The organism is Streptomyces venezuelae, assembly GCF_008642315.1.
Classification (GTDB): Bacteria; Actinomycetota; Actinomycetes; order Streptomycetales; family Streptomycetaceae; genus Streptomyces; species Streptomyces venezuelae_D.
The window spans coordinates 8009935-8034939 of sequence record NZ_CP029192.1 but is presented as its reverse complement, the minus strand read 5'-3'; the positions used below and the strand labels follow the sequence as shown (position 1 = coordinate 8034939).

The window sequence follows — 25005 nt, the reverse complement described above, 5'->3', positions numbered from 1 at the left end:
CAGAGGAGGCAGGTGGCCGGTCGACGGTCCCGGGCGCGGCCGGACAGTGCCGGTCGCCGGCCGAGCAGGTGTCAGCTCCGGCGTCGCGTGAGCGCGTGGCGCACCACTTTGGCGAGCACGGCGGGGCGGAACAGCAGGGCGGGCGGTGCCGTCATGTTCAGGACGCGTACGAACCGTGCCCACACGCTCGGGTCGTGCACGGCGAGCGCGAAGACCTGCTGGTTGTACCAGTGGGCGAAGCGTGCGGGCAGCGGGGGGCGGGTGGGTGCCCACATGACGTCCGAGCTGGTGGCCATGGTCCACGGGACCTGGATGACGCGGGCCGCGGCGCGCTGGTAGGCGCGGCTGAGGCCGTCCAGACCGCCGGACCGGTGCCGGTCCAGGAGGCGGCCGAGCAGCTGCGCCTCCAGTGCGGCGACCGTGAGTCCCTGTCCGTACACGGGGTTGAAGACGCAGAGCGCGTCGCCGACCGCGACGAGGCGTTCGGGCCAGCGGGCGTTCTTGTGGTGCAGGCGCCAGGCGTTGCCGGTGTTCGTGTAGCGGTGGATCTCTCCTTCGCGGGTGCCGCGCTTGATCTGTTCGGCGAGGCGGGGGGTGCCGAGGCTCTGGGCGAAGTCGAGGTAGCCCTCGTCGTCGGTGGGCGAGACGTGCTCGTCGACACCGAACAGCGAGCACATCCACCGGTCGCGTTCCACGGCGAGGACCACTCCGCCGCGGGGTACGTCGGGTGCGAAGGCCATTTGATAGGCGACGTCGAAGTCCTGCTGGTCCCGCGGCGGGCGCACGTAGCACGCGGAGGTGTAGGTGATCTTCGCCTTGATGACGTTCTTGGGGGACGCCGGCAGGCGCGCGTCGGTGAGCCAGCGGTCGACGGACGTGGAGCGGCCCGACGCGTCGACGACCAGGTCGGCGGTGATCTCGGTGGCGTCCTCGTCCTCGGTGCGATATCTGACCCGGTCCAGGCGGCCCGGCACGCTCGCGGTGACCGTCTCGCAGTGGGCGGCGGGGACGACGCGGACCGCGGGGAGCGCCGAGATCCTCTGTCGCAGGCGGCGCTCCAGCTCGTCGCGCGTGAAGGTCTGGATGCGGACGCCCACGGGGTCGGTCGGCGCGTATCCGGTGGGCAGGAGGAAGCTGATCCGCTCGCCGTAGTCGAAGACGGGCGCGCCCTCGTCGGCGAGCTCCGCGCGCAGCCCGGGGAAGAGCGCCTCGAGCACTTCGCCGCCGCGGGCGAGCAGCGCGTGCGCGTGGTAGCCCTGCGGGACGTGCGGGTGGACGCCGGTGTCCGGCAGCACCGGGTCACGCTCCAGGACCAGTACCTCGGTGAAGTGGTCGGCGAGGACCCGTGCGGTCACGAGACCGGCGTATCCGCCCCCTACGACGACGGCCCGCTCCCAGCGGGCGGCGGGCGTCGGGCTGTGCTGGTTCTCCGGCATGGCCGGTCCCCTCCCTGTCGGCGCGACGTCCCACCACTCCACCGTGGAGCGCCCCCGTTCTCAAGGCCCCCGGGGGAGCGCGCGGAAGCACTTGATCTTCCGCCCCGCGTCTCACGTCGAGGATCTCGGGTACTCGTCACAGGCCGCGATCGCCCGTGTGGCGAGCCGGCGGACTGTGTGAGCACCGTGGGAGGGGCCCACACCGGCCATCAGCCACCCAGCGGAAAGGAGCGCATCATGCCCGCAGGATCGAACCGCAAGAGGGAACGGCAGTACGAGCACATCAAGGAGAGCGCGAAGGACCGCGGCGAGTCCACGGGCCGTGCGGAGGAGATCGCCGCCCGCACGGTGAACAAGGAGCGTGCGCGCTCCGGCGAGTCCCGCACGGCGAGCCGTACGTCGACGAAGGACCCGAAGTCCGCGTCGCAGCGTGGCGGCGAGCGTTCTCACCAGGGCTCCCAGGGCCCGACCAAGGACCAGCTCTACGCCGAGGCGCGGAGGAAGAACGTCAAGGGCCGCTCGTCCATGAACAAGTCGGAGCTGGCCCGCGCCGTCGGGCGCTGAGTGGAAAGGTGCGTCCCCATGCGTGCTCTGACCTGGCAAGGCAAGCGCGACGTGCGCGTCGACGAAGTGCCGGACCCCCGTATCGAGAAGCCCGACGACGTGATCGTCCAGGTGACCTCGACCGGCATCTGCGGCTCCGACCTGCACCTCTACGAGGTCTTCGGGCCCTATCTGGACGCGGGTGACATCCTCGGCCACGAGGCCATGGGGGTCGTCGCGGAGACGGGCCCCGACGTCACCGAGGTGGCCGTGGGCGACCGCGTGGTGATTCCGTTCAACGTCTCGTGCAACACCTGCTGGATGTGCAAGCAGGGGTTGCAGTCGCAGTGCGAGACGACCCAGGTCAAGTCCATGGGCAGCGGCGCCTCGCTGTTCGGGTTCACCAAGCTGTACGGACAGGTGCCCGGCGGACAGGCCGAGCTGCTGCGGGTGCCCTTCGGCAACACGCTGCCCATCAAGGTGCCGCACGGCCCGCCGGACGACCGCTTCGTGTATCTGTCCGACGTGCTGCCCACCGCGTGGCAGGGCGTGGAGTACGCCGACATCCCGCGGGGCGGCAGCGTCGCGGTGTTCGGCCTCGGGCCCATCGGCGACATGGCCACCCGCATCGCGCGGCTGCGCGGTGCCGAGCTGGTCATCGGTGTCGACCTCGTCGACGCCCGCCTGGCACGCGCCCGGCGCAACGGCGTCACGACGCTCGACCTGCGCGAGCACGGCAAGGACCTGGGCGACGCCATCCGTGACCTCACGGACGGCCGCGGCACGGACGCCGTGATCGACGCGGTCGGCCTCGAAGCACACGGTTCGCCGGTGGCGACGGCCGCCCAGCGCGCCACCGCGCTCCTGCCCGACAAGCTGGCCCGCCCGCTGATGGAGAAGGCGGGCATCGACTGCCTGACCGCTCTCCACGCGGGCATCGACGCGGTCCGGCGCGGCGGCACCCTGTCCATCAGCGGCGTCTACGGCGGGGCCGCGAGCCCCATGCCGCTTCTGACCATGTTCGACAAGCAGATCCAGGTGCGCATGGGCCAGGCCAATGTGTGGCGCTGGATCGACGACATCCGCCCGCACCTGACGGACGACGACCCGCTGGGCGTCGACTCGTTCGCCACGCACCACCTGCCGCTCAAGGACGCCCCCTCGGCCTACGCGACCTTCCAGGCCAAGGAGGACGGCATGGTCAAGACACTGCTGCGGCCATGAGCGCACGGCACGACGACGGTACCTGCGCCCTGATCGTGATCGACATGATCAACACGTACGACCACAAGGACGCCGAGCATCTGCTGCCTTCGGTGCGTGAGGTCGTACCGGTGATCACGGACCTGCTCGCCGCCGCCCGTGGCAGCGGGGCGCCGGTGATCTACGTGAACGACAACTTCGGCCAGTGGCGCTCCCACCACGGGGAACTGGTCGAGGCCGCCATGGCGGGGCCGCACGCGGATCTGGTCGAGCCGCTGCGGCCGGACCACGACTCGCTGTTCGTCGTGAAGGCCCGGCACTCGATCTTCTACGAGACCCCGCTGACGTACCTGCTCTGGGAGCTGGGCGTCCGCAAGGTGACGCTGTGCGGTCAGGTGACCGAGCAGTGCGTGCTGTACTCGGCGCTGGACGCCCACATCCGGCACCTCGACGTGACCGTGGCCGCCGACGCGGTGGCCCATATCCACCCCCGTCTCGCGGAAGCAGCCCTGGAGATGATGCGCATCAATCTCGGAGCCCGGATCGCCAACGGCAAGGACATCGAGTTCGGCGGGGGCGTCACAGGCCCATGACGCGTTTCGTGACAGTCGCCGCGCTGCTGGCCTGCGCGGCCGGCGGCGTGGTGCTCGCCCTGCTGACGTCGCCCTGGTGGTGGGCGGCCGCCGCGCCGCTCCTGGTGGTGGCGCTGACCGGTGTGCACGACCTCGTGCAGCGACGCCACTCCGTCCTGCGGAACTATCCCGTCCTCGGCCATCTGCGGTTCTTCATGGAGGCGCTGCGGCCGGAGCTGCAGCAGTACTTCGTGGAGCGCAACTACGACGGCAGGCCATTCGACCGCGACACCCGCAGCATCGTCTACGAACGGGCGAAGGGGGTCGCCGCCGAGGAGCCGTTCGGCAGCGAGCGCGACATGGACGACCGGGGATACGAGTTCCTCGTGCCGTCCATGGCTCCCGCTCCGGTGCCGAAGGAGCCGCCCCGCGTCCACGTCGGCGGCCCCGACTGCGAGCAGCCGTACGACATGGCCCTCCTCAACGTCTCCGCGATGAGTTTCGGCTCCCTCTCCGCCAACGCGATCGTGGCGCTGAACACCGGCGCCGCGCGGGGCGGGTTCGCGCACGACACCGGTGAGGGCGGCCTCTCCGAGCATCATCTGCGGCCCGGCGGCGACCTCGTCTGGGAGATCGGCACGGGCTACTTCGGCTGTCGCACCCGGGACGGCGACTTCGACCCGCGGCAGTTCGAGGAGAAGGCCGCCCATCCGGCCGTGCGCTGCCTCTCGCTCAAGCTGTCGCAGGGCGCGAAGCCGGGGATCGGGGGCGTGCTGCCCGGCAGCAAGGTCAACGCCGAGATCGCCTCCGTACGCGGTGTACCGCAGGGTGAGACCGTCATCTCGCCGCCGTACCACCGCGTCTTCTCCACGCCCCGCGAGCTCGTCGGGTTCCTGGCCCGGATGCGGGAGCTGGCGCACGGCAAGCCGGTCGGGTTCAAGCTCTGCCCCGGGTCACGGACCCAGTTCCTCGCCGTGTGCAAGGCCATGGCGGCGGAGGGGATCACCCCGGACTTCATCGTCGTGGACGGCGCGGAGGGCGGGACGGGCGCGGCGCCGCTGGAGTTCGCCGACCACCTCGGGATGCCGCTCACCGACGGGCTCATCACGGTCCACAGCGCCCTGACGGGCTCGGGGCTGCGGGACCGCATCCGCATCGGTGCCAGTGGCAAGGTGGCGACGGGCTCCGACATCGTCAAGCGGCTCGCCATGGGCGCCGACTACACGAATGCCGCCCGCGCGATGATGTTCGCCGTCGGCTGCATCCAGGCCCAGCGCTGCCACACCAACCGCTGTCCGACCGGCGTCACCACCGTGGACCCGCGCCGTGCCCGCGCCCTCGACGTCGTGGACAAATCGGCGCGCGTCACCCGGTTCCAGCAGGCCACGGTCGAGAGCGCGCTGCAGATCATGGCCGCGATGGGCGTGCGCGACGCCGCGGACCTCGGCCCGCACCTCGTGCGGCGCCGCGAGGACAACGGGAGGTTCCGGTCATACGCTGACTTGTACGACTGGCTCTCCCCCGGCGAGCTGCTCGCCGCACCACCCGAAAGCTGGGCCGCCGACTGGCACGCGGCGGATCCGGACAGGTTCGCCACCTGACCGACGCGTTTGGATCATGTGGGCCCGGAAACAGGAGGGACGCCACGTATCGCCCGCGACAACGCGGGCACCCGGATCGTGACCAGTCGCAGGATGGGAACGCCGACCATGGAAAGGCACACGTAGCTGATGAATCACGTCACAGGTAAGGCGACCACCACCGATGCCGGCGTACCGGTCGAGAGTGACGAACACTCGCTCACCGTCGGCGCCGGCGGCCCGATCCTCCTCCAGGACTCCTATCTGATCGAACAGATGGCGCAGTTCAACCGGGAGCGCATCCCCGAGCGGCAGCCGCACGCCAAGGGCAGCGGCGCCTTCGGTCACTTCGAGGTCACCGGGGATGTCAGCCGCTACACGAAGGCGGCGCTCTTCCAGCCCGGCGCCCGCACCGATCTGGTGATCCGATTCTCGACCGTGGCCGGTGAGCGCGGCAGCCCGGACACGTGGCGCGACCCGCGCGGCTTCGCGGTGAAGTTCTACACCAGCGAGGGCAACTACGACATGGTCGGGAACAACACCCCGGTCTTCTTCGTGAAGGACCCGATGAAGTTCCAGCACTTCATCAGGTCGCAGAAGCGCCGCGCGGACAACAACCTGCGCGACCACGACATGCAGTGGGACTTCTGGACCCTCTCCCCCGAGTCCGCCCACCAGGTCACGTGGCTGATGGGCGACCGCGGCATCCCGCGCAGCTGGCGCCACATGAACGGCTACTCGTCCCACACCTACATGTGGATCAACGAGCAGGGCGAGCGGTTCTGGGTGAAGTACCACTTCAAGACCGACCAGGGCGTCGAGAACTTCACGCAGCACGAGGGCGACCAGATGGCCGCCGCCGACACCGACTACCACACCCGTGATCTCTTCGAGCACATCCGGGATGGGGACTACCCGAGCTGGACGCTGTACGTGCAGGTCATGCCGTACGACGACGCGGCCTCGTACCGGTTCAACCCGTTCGACCTGACGAAGGTGTGGCCGCACGGCGACTACCCGCTGGTCGAGGTCGGCAAGATGACCCTGGACCGCAACCCCACGGACAACCACGCCGAGATCGAGCAGGCGGCGTTCCAGCCCAACAACCTGGTCCCGGGCATCGGCCCGAGCCCCGACCGCATGCTCCTGGGCCGGCTGTTCTCGTACGCCGACGCGCACCGTCACCGGATCGGCGGAAACTACCAGCAGCTCCCCGTCAACGCCCCCATCGTGCCCGTCAACACGTACTCCAAGGACGGCGCGATGGCCATCCGCAAGACGGAGGACCCGGTCTACGCGCCGAACTCCAAGGGCGGCCCGGCGGCGGACACGGACCGCTACGGCTCCCCGCCCAGCTGGTACGCGGACGGCGACATCACCCGCTCGGCCTACGTCGACCACGCGGAGGACGACGACTGGGGCCAGGCGGGCACCATGGTCCGCGAGGTGCTCAACGACGCCGAGCGCGACCGTCTGGTCGACAACGTCGTCGGGCACCTGCTCAACGGCGTGACCGAGCCCGTGCTCGTCAGGGCCTTCGAGTACTGGTCGAACATCGACAAGTCGATCGGTGAGCGCATCGAGCAGGGTGTGCGCGCCAAGGCCGGCGAGAAGGACCCGAAGGCCGCGGAGCAGGCCAACCCGGCGCGCAGCAGCATGCAGGACAAGGCCTGACAGCAGTTCCCTCTCTCACCTCCTGGGCTGGGTCCTCGGCAGCCTCGTCGCCCCCGCGGCGGCGAGCAGGCAGAAGCCGAGGACCCACCAGAAGGTGTCGGCGAACGCCGAGGAGATATCGGTTCCCCGGTCCGTGAGGCGGTTCTCCAGGACCACGGCGAGTGCGGCCGTGCCGACGGAACCGCCCACGGTGTTGAGCAGATTGAGCGCTCCCGCCGCGCGCGGGAGCTGTTCGGGTTCGATGCGGCTGTAGACGATGTTCATCACGGGCGCGCCGATCATCGCCATCCCGATGCCGCGTACCGCGAGCGCCGCGATGATCAGCGCGTCCGGTGGTTCGTGACCCAGCTGGGTGAACGGGACCGTCCCGGCGAGGATCAGCACGATGCCCGCGACGACCAGGGTCCTTGGTGCGATCTTGTCGATGGTGCGGTTGACCAGGACGGAACCGGCCGCCGCACCGATGCCCTGCGGGGCGAGCAGCAGCCCGGCCTCCCACGCCGAGAGACCGCGACCGCTCTGGAAGTACAGCGGCAGCAGGAACGTGGTGCCGAAGACCGACGCGCCGAGCACGAGCAGTGCGAGGGCCGCCGCCCCGAAGGGCGGCCGGGCGAACAGGCGGGGGTCGACCAGCGGGGTGGCGCGGGTCCGCAGCCCGTGCACCGCGAAGCCCGCGAGCATCGCGAGGCCCGCCGTCACGCCGAGCGCCGCGGGGAGGTCACGGCCGTGGGCGACCTCGGTCAGCCCGTACACGAGGACGGCGAGACCGGGCGAGAGCAGCACGGCCCCCCGCAGGTCGAACGCGGTGCGCCGGGGCGCCGGTGGCACCGCGGGCACGTAGCGGCGGGCGAGGACGGCCGCGACGGCACCGATCGGCAGGTTGACGAGGAACAGCCACGGCCAGGACGCGGCGCTGAGGATGGCGCCGCCGACCAGCGGGCCGAACACCGGTGACAGCAGCGGGACGACGGCGACGACGCTGATCACGCGACCGGTGCGGTTGCGGCCCGCGATGCGGGCGAGCAGTGCCTGGCCGGTCGCGGGCAGCAGCCCGCCGCCGAGCCCCTGGATCACCCGGAACACGATCAGACTGGTCGCCGACCAGGCCAGCGCGCACAGCACCGAGCCGAGCAGGAACACGCCCACGGCGGCGAGCCAGGTGCGTCGGCCGCCGAAGCGGTCGGCCAGCCAGCCGGACGCGGGGACGGCCGCGACGACGGCGAGCAGGTAGGCGGTGCTGACCCACTGGATGTCGGCGACCGACGCGTCGAACTCCTCGGTCAGCCGGTCGATGCCGACGCTGACGATGGTGGCGTCCAGCGTGGCCATGAAGGTGCCGAGGACCAGGATGAACGCGATGCGCAGCAGCTGTCCGTCGACCCGGTCGGCGGGTGGCGCGGCCTCCGTCGCCTGTCCTTCCGGAGCGCTTGTCATCGGCCCTCCAGGAGGTCACGGACGTCGCGGTCGAGGTGCTCGTCCATCGTGCGGAGCAGGTCGAGGAGTTCGTCGGCGAGTCCGTCGACGCGCACCCCGGCGCGGTGGGCGAACACTCCGGTCCAGCCGTCGCCGTCCGGCATGACCGTCAGGGTCACCGGGTGGTGTGTGGACTCGCGGAAGCGGGTGCCGACGACCGTGAGCCCGGGGGCGGGTTCGCGGAGGCGGTCCGGGTCGACCGGGTAGTTCTCGAACACGACCAGGCTGTCGAAGAGCCTGCGCCGCCCGGTCAGTCGCTCCAGGTCGGAGAGGGCGACGTGGTGGTGTTCGACGAGCGCGCGCTGCCCGGCCTGCAGCCCGGCGAGTGTCTCGGCGAGGGTGCCCGTGAGACGTGCCCGCACCGGGACGGTGTTGGCGAGCAGGCCGACGATCTCCTCGACGCCCGGGAGCTCCGGGGGACGGCAGGCGACCATGGCGCCGAAGCAGACGTCCGCGCGGCCCGAGCGCCGCGCGAGCAGGACCGACCAGGCGCCCTGCACCAGCGTGTTGCGGGTGAGGCCGCGGCGCGCGGCGAGGCGGGTGAGGGTGTCGACGAGGTCCGCGTCGAAGGTGATGAGCGTGGGTTCCTGCCAGGCGGGGCCCGGTTCGCCGTCGCTCAGGTAGTCGCCCTCGGGCAGCCCGGCCAGCTCGGCGGCCCAGAGGTCGAGGTCCGGTTCGTGGTCGGCGCGCCAGCGCAGGTAGTCGCCGAACGGCACGGGGGCCGGGAGGTCGGGGGCGACGCCGCGGGTGCGGGCCGTGTAGAGGTCGAACAGTTCGGTGAGGATGCGCGGCGCGGACCAGCCGTCGGAGAGCACGTGGTGGCTGGTCATGACGAGGTGGGACCGGTCGGCGCCGTCGCGGATCACGGTCAGGCGCAGGAGCGGGCCGTCGGCGAGGGCGAACGGCTCGGCCAGGTCCGCCGCGAACGCCTCGTCGGCGGGTCCGTCGACGACGCGGAAGTCCGGCCGCGGCGACTTGGGGAGCACGGCGAGGTCGGCGGGGAACACGGCGCCGAGGTTCGGGTGCCGGTCCATCAGGTCGGCGCCGGCCGCCCGCAGCGCGTCGAGGTCGAGCGGCCCTTCGAGGGTGAACGCCGACTGCACGGTGTACGGGTCGGGGCGTTCGGTGCGCGAGTGCCGGAGCATCACTTCCTGGAGCGGGGTGAGCGGCTGGATCTCGGCGACGGGCCTGCCGCCGTCGAGGGCGCTGATCTCCGGCGCGGCGGCGAGTTCGAGCAGCGCCGTGCGCAGGCACTCGGCCAGCTCCTCCGCCTCGGCGGCGGTGAAGAGGGCGGCGGGCCAGGTGACGCGGACCCCGAGTGCGTCGTCGCGCACCAGGGCGTTGACCATCAGGCTGTGCGGCAGGGGCAGGGCGTCGGTGCCGCCGGAGCCGAGCGGATCGGCGTCCGGGGACGGTTGCCACGGCGTCTCGTCGGTGGGGGTGCCGGGGAACTGACCGAGGTAGTTCCAGGCGATCTCCGGCGTGACGGGGTCGAGGAGACCCGCGGAGGTGAGGATGCCGTGTCCGAGGCCGTCGCCCTGAGCGCGCAGCCGCTCCTTGACGGTCTGCACGTCGTCGCCCGCGTCGAGGCGTACGGGGTGGACGGCGGTGAACCAGCCGACGGTCTGGGAGAGGTCGACGTGCTGCGGGCGCCCGTGGCTCTCCAGCGCGACGAGGACCTGCGGGGTGCCGCGCCAGGCCCGGACGGCACGGGCGAGCGCCGTGAGCAGCACGGCGTCCGGTGTGCTGCGGTGGGCGGCGGGCAGGGTCGTGATCAGCGCGCGGGTCGCGTCGGTGCCGAGGTGGATCTCGTGGTGCCGCGCGGTGGCGACGGTGTCCCTCGCGGGGTCGAGCGGCGCGGTGAGGGCCGGGGTGGCCGTCATCCGCTGCCAGTGCGGGAGTTCGGCGCGGCGGTCCGCCTCGCGCAGGGACTGCGCCCAGCCGAGGAAGGACAGCCCGTGCCGGGCCAACTCGCCGCCCGTGTAGGCGTGTTGGACGTCGTCGAGGAGGATGCGCCAGGACACGCCGTCGGCGACCAGGTGGTGGGCGACGAGGACGAGCCTGCCGGGCCGGTCGGGCCCCGCGTCCACCCACAGGGCGCGCAGCAGCGGGCCGGTGCGCGGGTCCATCGCGTCCCGGATTCCGGCGACCCAGGTGTCGATGAGGGTGCGCGGGTCGTCGTCGCCCGCGCGGACGACGGTGAGGATGTCGGCGCCGGTGACCGCGCCGACGTGCGGGATGTGCAGGGAGTCGGCGCCGAGCCGGGCGCGCAGCACGTCGTGCCGGGCGAGCAGCGCGTCGAGCACGGCCTGCCACTCCCCCGCTTCGCCGCCCGGCGGGACGCAGATCTCCACCCACTGGCAGAAGCCGTCGGCGGCGGTGCCGGCGCGGCGCAGCAGGTCCCGCATGATCGGGGTGAGCGGCGCGTCGCCGGTCGCGGGTGCGTCGCCGCCGTCGAGGGTGCGGGCGCGGGCCGCGATGCCGGCGACGGTCACTCCCTCGAAGACGTCCCGCGCGGTCAGGCCGAGGCCCTGGCGGCGGGCGCGGGAGACGACCTGCAGCGACACGATGCTGTCTCCGCCGATGGCGAAGAAGTCATCGTCGGGGCCGACGGCCTCGGTGCCGAGGACGTCCCGGAAGACGCCGAGGAGTACCGCTTCGGCTTCGGTGGCGGGGGCGCGGCGTGCGGCGGTCACGGTCTCGGGGGCGGGCAGCGCGGTCGGGTCGAGCTTGCCGCTGGGGCTCAGCGGCAGCCGGTCGATGGGCACGAGCACGGTGGGAACCATGTGGTCGGGCAGCTCTCCGGCCAGGAACTCCCGTACGCGTGCGGTGTCCAGGTCGGCGCCGTCGGTCGGGATGACGTAGCCGACGAGGCGCCCTTCGCGCACGATGACGGCGCAGGCGCGGACGTCGGGGTGCGCGGTGAGCATGGACTCGATCTCCCCGAGCTCGACGCGGAAGCCGCGGACCTTGACCTGGTGGTCGACGCGGCCCAGGAACACCAGCTGACCGTCGGGCCGCCACCGCACCAGGTCGCCGGTGCGGTACATGCGCTCGCCCAGCGGTCCGAACGGGTCGGCGACGAACCGCTCGGAGGTGAGGCCGGGACGCCCCAGGTAGCCGCGGGCCAGGCTGGGCCCCGCGAGGTACAGCTCACCCGTCACGCCGACGCCCACCGGCTGGAGGCCGCCGTCGAGGACGTACGCCCGGACGTTGGGGTCGGGCAGACCGATGGGCAGCGGCCCCTCGTCGTCCGGGTCGTAGTGCCAGGTCACGGAGTTGATGGTGACCTCGGTCGGCCCGTACGCGTTGAAGAGCGCCCGGCGCCCCCGGCCCCAGCGCCGCGCCAGTTCGGGGTCGAGTCGCTCGGCGCCGACGACGAAGAACACGTCGGGGTGGACGGTGCGGTCGTCGGGCATCGCGGCGAGGAACGACGGCAGCAGGTTCACGCCCGTGACACGGTGCTCGACGATGTAGTCGAGCAGTTCGTCGCCGGGGACGCGCACCTCCTCGGGGGCGATCACGGAGGTGCCGCCGGAGAGCAGCGGCACCATCGTCTGCCAGAACGCGACGTCGAAGCTGGTCGACGCGAAGTGCAGGTACCGGTCGTGCTCGGTGACGCCGACGACCTCCTCCTGGAGCGCGATCAGGTCGGGCACGCCCCGGTGCGTCACGCCGACGCCCTTGGGGCGACCGGTGGTTCCCGAGGTGTAGATGACGTACGCGAGCGCGTCCTCGGTGAGCCGGGCGCGGGCCTCGGCCGGGTCGGTGTCGGACGCGGCGGCGAGGGTGGCGGGGTCGTCGAGGCGCAGGACGGGGATGTCGCGGTCGACGGGCAGTTCGGCGCCGGTCGAGACGACGGCCGCGGGCGCGATGTCGTCGAACATGAACGCCAGCCGCTCCCGGGGGTAGCTCGCGTCCATCGGCACGTACACCGCACCGGCCTTGGCGACGCCGAACAGCGCGACGGTCATCTCGATGTCACGGCCGAGCAGCACCGCGACCGGGTCCTGCGGGCGGACGCCGCGGGCGATCAGCGCGTGGGCGAGGCGGTTGGCCTCGCGGTCGAGCTCGGTGTAGCTGAGGCTGCGGTCGCGGCAGACCAGGGCCTCGGCGTCGGGCTTGCGGCGCACCTGGGCGGCGAACTCGTCGAGCCAGTGGCCGCGGTCCTTGGCGGGGACGATCTCGGTGCCGGTGCGCAGGATCCGCTCGCGCTCGTCGGCGTCGAGGGCGGGGAGCCGCAGGGCGGGGCGCGTGGGGTCGGCGACGAGCTCGCGCAGGAGGTTGTGCAGCCAGCGGCCGTAGTCGCGGACGGTGGGCGCGTCGAAGGCGCCCGGCTGGTAGCCGAGGCCGATGGTGATCTCGTCGTCGGGGATGACGATGACGGTCAGCGCGTAATGCGTGGCGTCGGTGATGTCGACGCCCGTCAGGTCGAGTCCGGGGGCGAGCGGGGTGCGCTTCCTGCTGGAGAGCGGGAAGTTCTCCATCACCAGCATGGTGTCGAAGAGTTCACCGACGCCGACCGCCCGCTGGATGCCGGGGAGGCCGACGTGGTGGTGCTCGGCGAGCGCGACGCTCTCGGCGTGCACGCGCGCCATGAGGTCGCTCGCGCTCTGGTCCTGGGTGTGCCGTACGCGTACCGGGATGGTGGTGCCGAGCTGGCCGATCATCGACTCCACGCCCGTGACCTCGGCGGGGCGGCCCGACACGGGGCAGCCGAAGACGACGTCGCGGCGTCCGGTGAGCTTGCCGAGGAGCAGGCCCCACGCGGTCTGCAGGACCGTGGTGAGGGTGATGCCCTGTTCGCGGGCGAAGGCGCGCAGCCGGTCGCTGAACTCGCGGTCCAGCGTGACGCTTTCGCGTCCGGGCCGCTCGACGGCGGTGCCGGTGGAGGCGGGGGCGAGGCGGGTCGCGTCGTCGACGCCGGCGAGCGCGTCCCGCCAGGCGCCGACGGACGCCTCGTGGTCGCGGTCCGCGAGCCACCGGAAGTACTCGGACAGCGGCGGCGCGACGGGGGCGGCGGGTCCGCCGTTCAGTTCGGCGTAGAGGGCGAGGAGGGTGCGGCCGACGATCGGCATGGACCAGCCGTCGAGCAGCGCGTGGTGGTTGGTGATGACGAGCTTGTGCTCGTCGGGTCCGACGCGGGACAGCAGGAAGCGGATCAGCGGCGGCCGCGCAGGGTCGAAGGGGCGCTCCAGGTCCTCGCGGGCGGCCTCGGGGAACCGGTCGTCCTCGCGCCAGTCCAGGGTCACGTCGGCGGGGATCACCTGCACCACGTCGTCGCCCGCCGTGCCCAGGTACACGCGCAGAGCGGGGTGGCGGTGCAGCAGTTCGCGTGCGGCCTGCGCCATCAGCTGCGGGCGCACCTCGCCGACGAGCGTCGTCACGGCCTGCACGACGTACACGTCGGCTTCCCGGTCGTCGCGGACCAGGGTGTGGAAGGAGAGCCCGACCTGCAGCGGCGTGGCGGGCAGGACGTCCGCGACGCGTCCGGTGCGTTCGAGGGCGTCGATGGCGTTCTGGTCGAGGGCCACGTGGGGCAGGTCGGAGGGGGTGAGTCCGCCGACGGTGTGGCGCGCGTGCTCGGCGAGCGCGTCGAGCGCGGCGGCCCAGGCGCTCTGCAGGCCCGCGACCGCTTCGGCGCCGAGCACCTCGGACGCCGCCGTCCACTCGACGGCGAGCCGGGGCGCGCCTTCCTCGTGGACGAAGCAGTTGAGGGCGAGGACCTGTTCGAGTGCCTTGGCGTCAGGCTCGATGACGGAGAACGCGTCGCGCTCGGGCAGGCGCCAGCCGGTGCCGGGCAGCGCGGCGAAGCGGCCCAGGTAGTTCAGCAGGACGTCGGGCGGTGCGACGGCGCCCAGTTCGGCGGCCGCCTCCGGGTCGAGGTGGCGCAGGACTCCGTAGCCGATCCCGGCGTCGGGGACACCGCGCCGGGCCTCCTTGGCGGCCCGCAGCACCTGGCCCACGCCGTCGGCCACGGGGACACGGACGGGGTACTCGCCGGTGAACCAGCCGACGGTGCGCGACAGGTCGAGGTGTTCCCGGCCGTGGCCCTCCATCGTGACGGTGACCGCGTCGTCGGCCGGTCCCCACGCGCGCAGGGCGAGCACCAGTGCGGCGAGCAGGACTTCGTCGACCCCGGCGCGGTAGGCCGCGGGCAGCGTGGTGAGCAGTGCCTCGGTGACCTCGGGCGAGGCGACGGTGACGGACCGGCGGGCGGTCGCGACGGTGTCCCGCTCCTGGTCGAGGGGGCGGGCGCCGAGCCGGGACGCGGAGCCGAGGGCGGCGCGCCAGTGGTCGAGTTCGGGGCGGCGGGCGCCGGACGTGCCCTGCTCGGCGAGGAGCGTGGCGTGGCGCCGCCAGGACGTGCCGGCGGGTTCGAGCGCGGCCCCCGTGCAGGCGGTGTGCAGGTCGGGCAGCAGGATGCGCCAGGACACGCCGTCCATGGCGAGGTGGTGGACGACGACGACCAGCCGGTCCGCCGCGCCGTCGCCGGTACGGAGCAGGGCGGCGCGCACCAAGTCGCCCGTACGCGGGTCGAGTCGGGCGGCGAGGCGTTCGGCGAGCGCGGTGATGTCGTCCTCGCCGTGGACCTCGTCGACGACGGCGCGCACCGCGCCGCGGGGCAGCACGTCGAGGCCGTCGTCCACGCGCAGCCGGAGCGCGTCGTGGTGGTCGAGGACCGCTTGTACGCCCGCGACCAGGTCGCCGTGGGCGAGGTCGTCGTCGATGTGCAGGGCGGTCCACTGGGCGTACCCGGCGACGGTGTCCACGTCCGGATGCGGGTCGAGGAGGCCGCGCACGATGGGCGGGGCGGGCACGGGCCCGGTCGGCTCGTCCACCGGTCCCGCGACGTCCTCCACGAGGGTGGCGGAGGCGGCGAGCGCGGCGAAGGTGCGGCGGGCGAGGAGGTCCCGCGGCCGCAGTTCGAGGCCCTTCGCGCGCAGGCGGCTGCTGATGGTGATCGCGGTGATGCTGTCGCCGCCGAGGGAGAAGAAGTCGTCGTCGACACCGACCCGTTCGACCTCGAAGACGTCGGCGAGGACGGCACAGAGCAGGCGTTCCCGCTCGGTGCCCGCCTCGCGGCCGCCGCCGGAGGACGCGGGCGCGGGCAGGGCGGCCCGGTCGAGCTTGCCGTTGGTGGTGACGGGCAGTTCGTCGAGGACCACCACGGCCGCGGGCACCATGTGCTCGGGCAGCCGCGCGGCCAGTTCGGCGCGGACCGCCTCGCCGGTGACGGAGGCGGACACGACGTAGCCGATGAGGCGGGAGGAGCGGACGGTGGCGGCGGCCGCGGTGACGCCGGGCACGGCGCCGAGCGCGGCCTCGACCTCGCCGGTCTCCACGCGGTGGCCGCGGATCTTGACCTGTCCGTCGCCGCGGCCCAGGTAGGTGAGGCCGCGGCCCGGTATCCAGCGGGCGAGGTCGCCGGTGCGGTACATGCGGGCGCCGGGCGGGCCGAAGGGATCGGCGACGAACCGGTCGGCGGTCGCTCCGGGCCTGCCGAGGTAGCCGCGGGCGAGGTGCGGGCCCGCCAGGTACAGCTCGCCGGTGCGGCCGTGCGAGACGGGCTGCAGCGCGCTGTCGAGGACGTAGACGCGGGTGCCCGCGAGGGGGTGGCCGATGGTCGGCTCGCCGCCGTCGACGCGGGCGGTGGTGGCGTCGACGGTGGCCTCGGTCGGGCCGTACATGTTGCGTGCGGTGATGCCGGAGTCGGCGACGCGCCGCCACAGTGCGGGCGGGGTGGCCTCGCCGCCGAGGACGAGGAGCGTGGGCCTGCGGTCGAGGAGGCCGCCGTCGATCAGCGGCGCGGCCATGGACGGCGTGGTGTCGACGATGTCGATGGCGTCGCGGGCGTACGCGGCGAGCAGGGCGTCGGCGTCGCGGGCTGTCTCGGTGTCGTACACGTGGAGGCGGTGCCCGCACAGCAGCCAGACCAGGTGGTCGAACGCGGAGTCGAAGGCGAACGAGTAGGTGTGGGCGACGTGCAGCGGCCTGCCCGCGGCGCCCTCTGCCTCGGCGACGACCGTGGAGCGCTGGTGGTGCAGGAGCGCGGCGAGACCGCCGGTCCGGCCGAGCACGCCCTTGGGGCGGCCGGTCGATCCGGAGGTGTGGATGACGTAGGCGAGGTGCTCGGGGTGGCGGGGCGCGGCCAGTTCGTCGACGGTCAGCGGGGCGCCGGAGAGGGCGGCGGCCTCGTCGAGCAGCGTGCTCCACGGCACTCCGTCGATGTCGTCGGCGGCCGTGAGCACCAGCGCGGGCCGGGTGTCGTCGATGAGGCCGCGCAGCCGCTCGGTGGGGTACGCGGTGTCCAGGGGCAGGAAGGCGGCGCCCGCGTCGAGTACGGCGAGGAGGGCGACGACCGAGTCGGCGGAGCGGGGCAGCGCGAGGGCCACGACGTCGTCGGTTCCGATGGCGCGGGCGCGCAGGGCGCGGGCGACCCGGTGCACGCGGTCGGCGAGTTCGGCCGCGGTCAGCCGGTCGTCGCCGCACACCAGGGCGGTGTGCCCGGGGTCGGCGGCGACCATCGCGTCGAACGCGGCCGGGATGTCGGCGGGTGCGCCGGGCAGGGCGGGCGGGCACCAGGCGGCGAGGAGGCGCTCGGTGTCCAGGTCGCTGCCGGCGAGCGGGATCCGGCCGACGGTCCGGCCGCCGATCAGCCCGGCGAGCAGGGCGCGCAGGCCGGAGAGGAGACCGTCCACGGAGGCCTGGTCATGGGAGGCTGCGTCGACCTCGAAGCCGAGCAGCAGTCCCCCGTCGCGGGCCGGCAGGACGCTCAGGCCCATGTCCTCGGGCGGTCCGCCCGCGACGTTGCGCATCACGCCACTGGCACCGGCGAAGTCGAGGGCGAGGTCGAAGGCCTTGAGGTTGATGCCGCGTCCGTGCAGGAGCGCGCCCGCGCCGGGCACGCCGAGGTCGCGGGGCAGGTCCTCGCCGCGGTAGCGCTGGTGGTCGCGCATCTCCTTCATGGCGGTGGCGACGCGGCGGCTCAACTCGCCCAGTGCGTCGCCCGGCCGCACGGTGACGCGCAGCGGCAGCACGTTGACGGCCATGGCGGGGGTGCGCAGCTCGACCGAGCCCGTGCGGCACATGAGCGGCAGGGCGAAGACGACGTCGGTGCGGCCCAGCATGCGGTGCAGGAAGGCGGCGTAGCAGGCGATGAGCGCCTCGCCCCAGGTGACGCCCTCGGCGTCGGCGAACGCGCGGAGTGCGGACGCCTCCTCGGGGGTGACGGCGGCGCGGGCGGTCAGCGTGCTGTCGGGCGCGCCGCCGGAGGCCTCGGCATGCTCGCCGAGTTCGGGCAGCGGGGTGAACCGCTCGACCCAGTACGCGCGGTCGTCGGTGAAGCGGTCGCTCTCGCGGTAGGCGCGGTCGGCCTCGACGAGGGCGGCGAACCCGCCGAACGTCGACTTGCGGGGCTCGGTGCCGTTGACGAGGGCGGTGTAGCGGGCGGCGGTGCGGCGGGCGAGCATCGCGGCGGTGTAGCCGTCGAAGATCAGGTGGTGGCCGAGCTGGGTGTACCAGACCTCACGGTCGGAGAGTTTGATGACGGTCCGCGCGTACAGCGGCCGGTCGACCATTCCCCGGCAGGCGGCGCCCGTCCGTGCCCGTTCGGCGTCGACGAGCGCGTGGGCGGCGGCCACCGGGTCGGCGTCGCCGCTGACGTCGATCACCTCGGGTGCGGCGACGGGGTCCTCGGCGACGGTCTGGCGCGGCCCGTCCGGGGTGTCGTACACGCGCAGCCGCAGCGTCTCGGCTTCCTCGGTGGTCGCCCGGACGGCCTCGACGAGCGCGTCCACGTCGACGGGTTCGCCGCCGGATATCTCGACGACGTCGCCGACCACGTAGTACGGCGAGTCCGGCTCCAGGCGTTGGGCGTTCCAGATGCCCAACTGGGCGCCGGTCAGGGGAAGCAGGCCGTCCGAGGAGACGCTTGCGGTGCTCAACTTACTCTCCTTGCAGAGTGGGGACGACCATCGGCGTGGCGGTGACCGGGTCGGGGACGATGACGCTCGGCAGGTCGAAGACGTCCTTGATCAGCGCGGCGTCCACGATGTCCCCGGGGTCGCCCTCGGCGACGATCCGGCCGTCCTTCATGGCGACGAGGTGGTCGGCGAAGCGGCATGCCTGGTTGATGTCGTGGAGTACGGCGATGACGGTGCGGCCCTCGTCGCGCAACCTGGCGAGCAGGCCGAGCAGTTGGTACTGGTGCGTGATGTCGAGGAAGGACGTCGGCTCGTCGAGCAGGAGGTAGGGCGTCTCCTGGGCGAGGACCATGGCCATCCACACGCGCTGGCGCTGTCCGCCGGACAGCTGCTGCGCGGGGCGGTCGCCGAGGTCCTCGACCCCGGCGGCCACCATCGCCTCGTCGATGGCCGCCTCGTCGTCGGGCGAGCGCAGGGCGAGCAGCGACTGGTGCGGGAAGCGGCCCCTGGCGACGAGCTGGCGGACCTTGATGTCCTCGGGGGCGAGGGGGTCCTGCGGCAGGAAACCGAGCTGCTTGGCGAGGGCCTTGGCGGGATAGCCGCCGACTTCGCGGCCGTCGAACTCGACGTGCCCCTCGTGGGGGCGAAGGAGTCGCACGAGCGCGCGCAACAGGGTGGACTTCCCACAGGCGTTGGGGCCCACGATGGCGGTGAACGCGCCGTCGGGGACGTCCAGGTTCAGCCGTGCGGAGACCACTCGGTCTCCGTAACGCAGGGTGATGTCCCGCGCGGTCAGGCGTGCGGTCACGCGCGCGCCACCTCCTTACTGAGGAGCCAGATCAAGTAGCAGCCGCCGATCGCGGTGCTGACGACGCCGACCGGCAGGGCGACGGGTGCGAGGAGCATCTGGGCGATCAGGTCGGCGCCCTGGAGCAGCACCGCGCCGGTCAGCGCGGCCGGGAGCAGCGGTACGCCCGCGGCGCCCGCGAGCCTGCGGCCGATCTGCGGGGCGGCGAGTGCGATGAACGCGATGGGGCCTGCGACCGCGGTCACCGTGGCGGTGCAGCCGACGCCGACGAGGACCATCAGCAGCCGCAGCCGGTTGAGGCCGACGCCGGTGGTCACGGCGATCGCGTCGCCGAGGGCCGCCTGGTGCATGGCGTGCGCCCGCGACGCCATCAGGGCGAGGAGCACGGCGATGACCGTGAAGGGGATGCCCAGGTCCTCCCAGCCGACGCCGGCGAGGGAGCCCGCGCTCCAGCCGACGGCGGCGATCGCCACTTCCAGGTCGGCGCGGAGCACGATCCACGAGTTGATCGCGGTCACCATCGCGTTGACGGCGATGCCGATCACCACGAGGCGCAGCCCGGAGAAGCCGCGGTCGAACGAGAGGAGGTAGATCACGGCGGCGATGATCAGGCCGCCGAGCACGGAGCCGGTGGCCAGTTGGGCGGAGGTGCCCGACAGGACGGTGAGGGCGAAGAGGGCGCCGGTGTAGGCGCCCGCGTCGAGGCCGATCACGTCGGGGCTGCCCAGCGGGTTGCGCGTGAGGTTCTGGAAGAGGGCTCCCGCGACACCGAGGGCGGCGCCGAAGACCAGTCCGGCGAGGACGCGCGGCAGCCGCCAGTCGGAGATGACCACGGAGCGGTCGGTGCCGGTCAGCGAGGCGAACACCTCGCCGGGGGTGGACCATGACGTGCCGTAGCAGAGTCCGAGCAGGCCGAGGCCGAGCATCAGTACGGTCATGACGGCGACGAGGATCACCGTGCGGCGTTCGGTTTTCGGTATGAGTGTGTGCACGTTTCTCGTCGTGAGTGTGTTCACAGCGACCCCGCTCCGTAGCGGCGCACGGCCCAGATCAGCATGGGGCCGCCGAGGAACGCGGTCACGATGGCCACCGGCACCTCGCCGGTGGGCAGCAGGACGCGCGAGCCGATGTCGGCGATCAGGAGCAGGATCGGGCCGAGCACCATCGTGTAGAGGATCAGCCACGGCACGGAGCCGCCGGCGGGCCTGCGGACCAGGTGCGGCACGATCAGGCCGACGAACAGGATGGGTCCGGCGACCGCTGTCGCCGCGCCGCTGAGCACGGTGATCAGTACGAGGGCGGCGATCCGCACCCGTCCGACGTTCGCGCCCAGCGTGTGCGCGACGGTCTCGCCGAGCGACAGGGCGTTGAGCGCGCGGCTCAGCAGCAGCGCGCCGACGAGGGCGAAGGCGATGACCGTCACGGGCAGGGCCATGGGTGCCTGTTCGCGGGCCGCGAGGGAGCCGACCGACCAGAACCGGTACGCGTCGAAGGTGTCGGGCAGCATCAGCCGCAGGCCGAGGGCGACGCCGTTCAGTACGGCGGTCAGGGCGACGCCCGCGAGCACCAGGCGCAGCGGCGAGTGCCGTCCGACCGCGACGACGAGGAGCGCGGCGACGACCGAGCCGAGGACCGCGAAGCCCAGTTCACCGGCTTGATTGACCGTCAGCCCGAGCGCCGAGCCGATGGTGATGGAGAAGCCGGCGCCCGCGGTGACCCCGAGGATGCCGGGTTCGGCGAGCGGGTTGCGGGCCAGCGTCTGGATGAGGGCGCCCGCCACCGCGAGGGCCGCGCCCACCGCGATGGCGAGCAGCGCGCGCGGCGCGCGGACGTCGCGCACGATCACGTGGTCGTCGTTGCTGCCCTGGTAGTCGAACAGGGCCCGCACGACCTCGCCGGGCGCGACCGAGCGGGCGCCGATGCCGATGCTGAGCACGGCGACGACGGCCATCAGCACCAGGCCGCCGACGAGCAGGCCGGTCCGCGAGACGGTCTTTCTGGTTCCGGCCGCCTCACAGGCGCGGCCCGCGACGGTCACCGCTTCAGGAGCGGAGCGAACGACTTGTCGATCGCGTCCAGGGTCTGCATGGCCTGCCCGTAGGTCGCGGCCTCGGTGTAGCGGATCGGGAAGGTCTTGCCGGCCTTGACGGCGGGCAGGTTCTTCCAGAGCTTGGAGTCCATGACGTACTTGACCGGCTTCGGGACGCTGCCGTCGGGGTTGACCGAGTAGGTGATGGCGTCGGCCTTGCCGAGGGCGTCGGGGAGTTCCTCGATGGAGGGGTACTCGCTGACGGCCTTCGAACCCGGGCCGGGCTCCTTGACCTTGCCGTAGTACTTCGCGCCGACGTCCTCGGCGATGTTGGTGCCCCACGAGCCGCCGAACTCGCGCTGGAACGTGCCCTTCGCGGTCTCGCCGTACGCGCCGACATGGCCGAGCTTCAGCTTGGGCAGCACGTCCGCGTACTTCTTGGACAGCTTGTCGGCCTCGGCCTCGTACGTGGTCTTCGCGGCGTCGAACTTCTTCAGCGCGCCCGCCGCGTCGGACTGCTTGTGGGCCAGCTTGCGCCAGGCGGACGGCACGGTCGGGCCGATCGCGACGACGGGGGCGATGCCTTCGAGGCGCTTGACGTCGATGTCGCCGAGCACCGGGGCGGGGACGCCGATGACGATCAGGTCGGGCTCGGCCTCGGCGATGGCCTCGTAGTTGGTCTCGGTCGCCAGCTCGCCCGCCACCTTGGGCGTCTTCTTGTACGTGGCGAGGTCCTGCTTGCTCATCATCGGCTCGCCCCGCTTCCAGGACGAGATGCCGACGAGGGGTGCGCCGCCCTCGATCAGGGCCGGGACGGCGTAGCCGGTGGCCACCACACGCTTCGGGTCGGACGGGATGGTGATCTTGCCGTTGTCGGCGGCGAACACCCGCGTCTTGCCCTTGCCGGTGTCGTCCGATCCTCCGTCGGACGATCCGCACCCGGTCACCATCAGTGCCAGCGCCACGGCACCGACCAGGCCCGACGATCTGCGTATGGACATGTTTCACTCCTTGATACTTAGGTAAGGCTCACCTTAGTAGATGGTGAGCACGGCAGGTCAATCGGGGCGCGCAACGATTTCGCGCGCCCTTCCCGCCGGTCTGTCAGTGATCGTCCTCGTCGAAGTCGGCGACGCCGCGCTTCCAGTAGCCGGTGATGTCGTGGTCGGCCTTGCCGAGCCCCAACTCGTCGCGGACCCAGCGGCGCAGGGGCTTGATCTGCCCGGCCTCGCCCGCGACCCACACGTAGACGCGCTCCCCCTCGGGCACGGTCACCGCGGTCACGGCCCGCTCCAGCGCGCCGCCCGTGCCCGGGGGCAGCGTGCCGCGGTGCAGCCAGTGCACCTCGACGCCCTCGGGCGCGGAGAGCTCGATCTCCTCGGCGGCATCGGCCACTTCGACGAACGCCCAGCCCTTCGCGGTCCGTGGCAGCTCCTCCAGCCACCGCGCGATGGCGGGCAGGGCCGTGATGTCTCCGGCGAGCAGGTAGCGGTCGTAGGTGTGCGGGACGATCAGGCCGCCGGGCGGGCCCGCGACGTGCACGACGGCGCCGGGCTGGACCGCGTGCGCCCAGTCCGACGCGAGACCGCCGTCGTGCGGGACGATGTCGATGTCGAGTTCGCCCGTGCCGGGGTCGTAGCGACGCACGGTGTACTCGCGCGAGGTGGGCGCAGGACGCGGCCAGCGCAGCATCGCCCCGTTGCGCTCGGGCAGCCGCAGCTCGCCGTCCGGCTCCGGGAAGATGAGCTTCACGTGCTCGTCCGGCGCGTGCGCCTCGAACCCCTCGGTGCCGGGGCCGCCCAGGGTCAGCCGCAGCAGGCCTTCGCCGACCTTGGCGGTGCGCACCACCTCGGCCTGCCGGATGCCGATCGGGTAGCCCACCTTCTCGGCGTGCAGACCCTCGCGGACCTCGGCGATCCGGTCCAGGTGGCGGTGGCGGTGGTCGACCCGGGTCACGCGGCACGCTCCGTCAGGAGAGCCGTCCAGTGGCCCAGTTCGGGCTGCTCGGCCAGGTCGGGGAATTCCAGCGTGGTCGCTCCCGCGGCACGCCACCGCTGAACCAGGGTCATGATCCGCACCGAGTCGAGACCGAGGTCGAACAGATCCTCGTCGGGCGCGATCTCGGCGGGGTCGCAGTCGAGCAGTTCCGCGATGTCGGCGCGGACACGCTCGGGCGACAAGGTCTGGTTCATCGGATGGCTCCTTCGAAACGCGCAGCGCGGACTCTCCGTCCCCGGTCCACACTCAGGGAAGGCTAACCTAACTTAATCATGGTGATCACGTGAAAACGGGAGACCTGTTCGAAGGCCTCCCGTTTTCCGTCCGCGTGTCAGGGCGTCACATGACCTCGCGCAGGGCGTTTTCGACCACTTCGGTCAGGGCCGGGTGGATCCACAGCGGGCGCTCGGCGACCTCCCGCACCGTCAGCCCGAAGGTCATCGCGAGGACGAGCGGCTGGATGAGGGTGGCGGCCTGCGGTCCGAGCACGTGCGCGCCGAGCAGACGGCCGCTCTTCGGGTCGGCCAACACCTTGCAGAAGCCCCGGGTTTCCTCCAGCGCCCAGCCGTACGCCACGTCCTCGTACCGGCGCGAGCCGACCACGTACTCCACGCCCCGCTCGCGGGCCTCCTGTTCGGTGATCCCCACCTGGGCGATCTGGGGCCGGGTGAACACGGCCGCGGGCACCACGTCGTACGACATCGTGCGCGGCTCGTCGGGGTGCAGGAGGTTGTGGGCCACCACCTCGGCCTCACGGTTGGCCACGTGCTTCAGGGGCGGCCCGGCGATGGTGTCGCCGAGCGCCCAGACGCCGTCGGCGCCGGTGCGCAGCTGCGCGTCGACCTCGATCATTCCCTTGTCGTCACACGTGATGCCGGCCTTGTCCAGGTCGAGTGTGTCGCTGTTCGGCTCGCGGCCCACGGCGACGAGCAGCGTGTCGGCCTCGACGACCGAGTCGTCGTCGAGGGTCAGCCGCAGGTGTCCGGGGCTGCCTTCCACGCGCACCAGCTCCCGGCCGAGCCGCAGGTCGTACTGGTCGCGCACGCTGTCGGTGAAGGCCGACGCGACCGATTCGTCCTGCTCGGCGAGGAGCGTGTCCTTCTTCTCGACGACGGTGACGGCAGCGCCCGCGGCGTGGAAGACGTGGGCGAGCTCGGCGGCGATGTAGCCGCCGCCGAGGACGGCCAGCCGCTCGGGCACCCCGGCACGGCGCATCACGGTGTCGGACGTCTCGTAGGGGAGGCCGGAGTCCGCCACCGGGGGCGGGACGACGGGGCGGCCGCCCGCCGCGACGACGATCCGGTCCGCGCTCACCGTCACGGGCCCGTCGGCCGTCTCCACCAGCAGCTCGCGCTCTCCGGTGAAGCGGGCGCGGCCCCGGTGGACGGTCACGAAGTCCGAGGCACGGCGGCCGTCCTCGCCGTCCCGCGACACGGCGTCGAGGCGGCCGAAGACGCGCTCCCGCACGGCCGACCAGTCGATGCCGTCCGACGTCGCCCGCACGTCGTGCCGGTCCGCCTCGCGTACGCCGTCGGCCACTTCGGCCGTCACGGCGAGCATCTTGCTCGGGATGCAGCCCGCGTTGAGGCAGGTGCCGCCGAACGGGCCCTCCGCCACGACGGCGACGTCCAGGTGGGAGAAACGGTCGTCGATCAGCACGTTTCCGGAGCCGACGCCGAGGACGAGGAGATCATGGTGTCGCATATACGGAGAGTATCCACATATGTTCTCGGCACACCTCAGGCGCCGCGCCCACGCCCACT

Annotated in this window: 15 protein-coding genes; 5 read left to right on the top strand and 10 right to left on the bottom strand. The window is 72.5% G+C overall.

Annotation, left to right across the window (positions count from 1 at the left end; genetic code table 11):
- Positions 1 to 71: 71 nt before the first annotated feature.
- Complete coding sequence (locus tag DEJ48_RS35495) at positions 72 to 1436, bottom strand: FAD-dependent oxidoreductase (RefSeq protein ID WP_150220218.1); 1365 nt, start codon at positions 1434 to 1436, stop codon at positions 72 to 74.
- A gap of 237 nt (positions 1437 to 1673) precedes the next feature.
- Here DEJ48_RS35495 and DEJ48_RS35490 point away from each other — a divergent pair, with 237 nt between their 5' ends.
- The 5 genes from DEJ48_RS35490 to DEJ48_RS35470 all read left to right on the top strand — a co-directional run bounded on the left by DEJ48_RS35490 (position 1674) and on the right by DEJ48_RS35470 (position 7008).
- Positions 1674 to 2000 carry a plasmid stabilization protein gene (locus DEJ48_RS35490; RefSeq protein ID WP_150220217.1) on the top strand — a complete coding sequence of 109 codons (327 nt, stop codon included), beginning with the start codon at positions 1674 to 1676 and terminating at the stop codon, positions 1998 to 2000.
- An 18-nt stretch (positions 2001 to 2018) separates the two neighbouring features.
- A complete protein-coding gene (locus DEJ48_RS35485) occupies positions 2019 to 3203 on the top strand; it encodes an alcohol dehydrogenase catalytic domain-containing protein (protein WP_150220216.1) in 1185 nt (394 codons plus the stop codon).
- Entirely contained in the window at positions 3200 to 3775 is a 576-nt protein-coding gene (locus DEJ48_RS35480) for an isochorismatase family cysteine hydrolase (RefSeq protein ID WP_150220215.1), read from the top strand. Before DEJ48_RS35485 ends, DEJ48_RS35480 begins: the two co-directional genes overlap by 4 nt.
- The gene (locus DEJ48_RS35475) at positions 3772 to 5355 is read left to right on the top strand and encodes an FMN-binding glutamate synthase family protein (protein ID WP_150220214.1); all 1584 of its coding nucleotides are present in this window, start codon (positions 3772 to 3774) and stop codon (positions 5353 to 5355) included. Before DEJ48_RS35480 ends, DEJ48_RS35475 begins: the two co-directional genes overlap by 4 nt.
- A gap of 129 nt (positions 5356 to 5484) precedes the next feature.
- Positions 5485 to 7008: a catalase gene (locus DEJ48_RS35470; protein WP_150220213.1), complete on the top strand. Its 1524-nt coding sequence runs from the start codon at positions 5485 to 5487 to the stop codon at positions 7006 to 7008.
- A 15-nt stretch (positions 7009 to 7023) separates the two neighbouring features.
- Here DEJ48_RS35470 and DEJ48_RS35465 read toward each other — a convergent pair whose 3' ends face one another.
- The 9 genes from DEJ48_RS35465 to DEJ48_RS35425 all read right to left on the bottom strand — a co-directional run bounded on the left by DEJ48_RS35465 (position 7024) and on the right by DEJ48_RS35425 (position 24946).
- Complete coding sequence (locus tag DEJ48_RS35465; RefSeq protein ID WP_150220212.1) at positions 7024 to 8442, bottom strand: MDR family MFS transporter; 1419 nt, start codon at positions 8440 to 8442, stop codon at positions 7024 to 7026.
- Complete coding sequence (locus DEJ48_RS35460; RefSeq protein ID WP_150220211.1) at positions 8439 to 18428, bottom strand: non-ribosomal peptide synthetase; 9990 nt, start codon at positions 18426 to 18428, stop codon at positions 8439 to 8441. The genes DEJ48_RS35465 and DEJ48_RS35460 overlap by 4 nt, the downstream gene beginning before the upstream one ends.
- A 1-nt stretch (position 18429) precedes the next feature.
- The gene (locus DEJ48_RS35455; RefSeq protein WP_150220210.1) at positions 18430 to 19215 is read right to left on the bottom strand and encodes an ABC transporter ATP-binding protein; all 786 of its coding nucleotides are present in this window, start codon (positions 19213 to 19215) and stop codon (positions 18430 to 18432) included.
- The gene (locus tag DEJ48_RS35450) at positions 19212 to 20153 is read right to left on the bottom strand and encodes a FecCD family ABC transporter permease (protein ID WP_150221592.1); all 942 of its coding nucleotides are present in this window, start codon (positions 20151 to 20153) and stop codon (positions 19212 to 19214) included. Before DEJ48_RS35450 ends, DEJ48_RS35455 begins: the two co-directional genes overlap by 4 nt.
- Positions 20154 to 20227: 74 nt before the next feature.
- Complete coding sequence (locus DEJ48_RS35445; protein ID WP_150220209.1) at positions 20228 to 21253, bottom strand: FecCD family ABC transporter permease; 1026 nt, start codon at positions 21251 to 21253, stop codon at positions 20228 to 20230.
- A complete protein-coding gene (locus DEJ48_RS35440) occupies positions 21250 to 22245 on the bottom strand; it encodes an ABC transporter substrate-binding protein (RefSeq protein ID WP_150220208.1) in 996 nt (331 codons plus the stop codon). Before DEJ48_RS35440 ends, DEJ48_RS35445 begins: the two co-directional genes overlap by 4 nt.
- A gap of 103 nt (positions 22246 to 22348) precedes the next feature.
- The gene (locus tag DEJ48_RS35435) at positions 22349 to 23200 is read right to left on the bottom strand and encodes a siderophore-interacting protein (RefSeq protein WP_150220207.1); all 852 of its coding nucleotides are present in this window, start codon (positions 23198 to 23200) and stop codon (positions 22349 to 22351) included.
- Entirely contained in the window at positions 23197 to 23436 is a 240-nt protein-coding gene (locus tag DEJ48_RS35430) for a phosphopantetheine-binding protein (RefSeq protein ID WP_055569977.1), read from the bottom strand. Before DEJ48_RS35430 ends, DEJ48_RS35435 begins: the two co-directional genes overlap by 4 nt.
- A 145-nt stretch (positions 23437 to 23581) precedes the next feature.
- Positions 23582 to 24946 carry a mycothione reductase gene (locus DEJ48_RS35425; protein WP_150220206.1) on the bottom strand — a complete coding sequence of 455 codons (1365 nt, stop codon included), beginning with the start codon at positions 24944 to 24946 and terminating at the stop codon, positions 23582 to 23584.
- Between the last annotated feature and the right edge of the window lie 59 nt (positions 24947 to 25005).

What these genes read in the sequence shown, in the direction of transcription:
- DEJ48_RS35485 (WP_150220216.1), top strand. Translation starts at nt 2,019, where the DNA reads ATGCGTGCTCTGACCTGGCAAGGCAAGCGCGACGTGCGCGTCGACGAA.
- DEJ48_RS35440 (WP_150220208.1), bottom strand. Translation starts at nt 22,245, where the DNA reads ATGTCCATACGCAGATCGTCGGGCCTGGTCGGTGCCGTGGCGCTGGCA.
- DEJ48_RS35475 (WP_150220214.1), top strand. Translation starts at nt 3,772, where the DNA reads ATGACGCGTTTCGTGACAGTCGCCGCGCTGCTGGCCTGCGCGGCCGGC.
- DEJ48_RS35470 (WP_150220213.1), top strand. Translation starts at nt 5,485, where the DNA reads ATGAATCACGTCACAGGTAAGGCGACCACCACCGATGCCGGCGTACCG.
- DEJ48_RS35480 (WP_150220215.1), top strand. Translation starts at nt 3,200, where the DNA reads ATGAGCGCACGGCACGACGACGGTACCTGCGCCCTGATCGTGATCGAC.
- DEJ48_RS35430 (WP_055569977.1), bottom strand. Translation starts at nt 23,436, where the DNA reads ATGAACCAGACCTTGTCGCCCGAGCGTGTCCGCGCCGACATCGCGGAA.
- DEJ48_RS35450 (WP_150221592.1), bottom strand. Translation starts at nt 20,153, where the DNA reads ATGACCGTACTGATGCTCGGCCTCGGCCTGCTCGGACTCTGCTACGGC.
- DEJ48_RS35425 (WP_150220206.1), bottom strand. Translation starts at nt 24,946, where the DNA reads ATGCGACACCATGATCTCCTCGTCCTCGGCGTCGGCTCCGGAAACGTG.
- DEJ48_RS35490 (WP_150220217.1), top strand. Translation starts at nt 1,674, where the DNA reads ATGCCCGCAGGATCGAACCGCAAGAGGGAACGGCAGTACGAGCACATC.
- DEJ48_RS35465 (WP_150220212.1), bottom strand. Translation starts at nt 8,442, where the DNA reads ATGACAAGCGCTCCGGAAGGACAGGCGACGGAGGCCGCGCCACCCGCC.
- DEJ48_RS35495 (WP_150220218.1), bottom strand. Translation starts at nt 1,436, where the DNA reads ATGCCGGAGAACCAGCACAGCCCGACGCCCGCCGCCCGCTGGGAGCGG.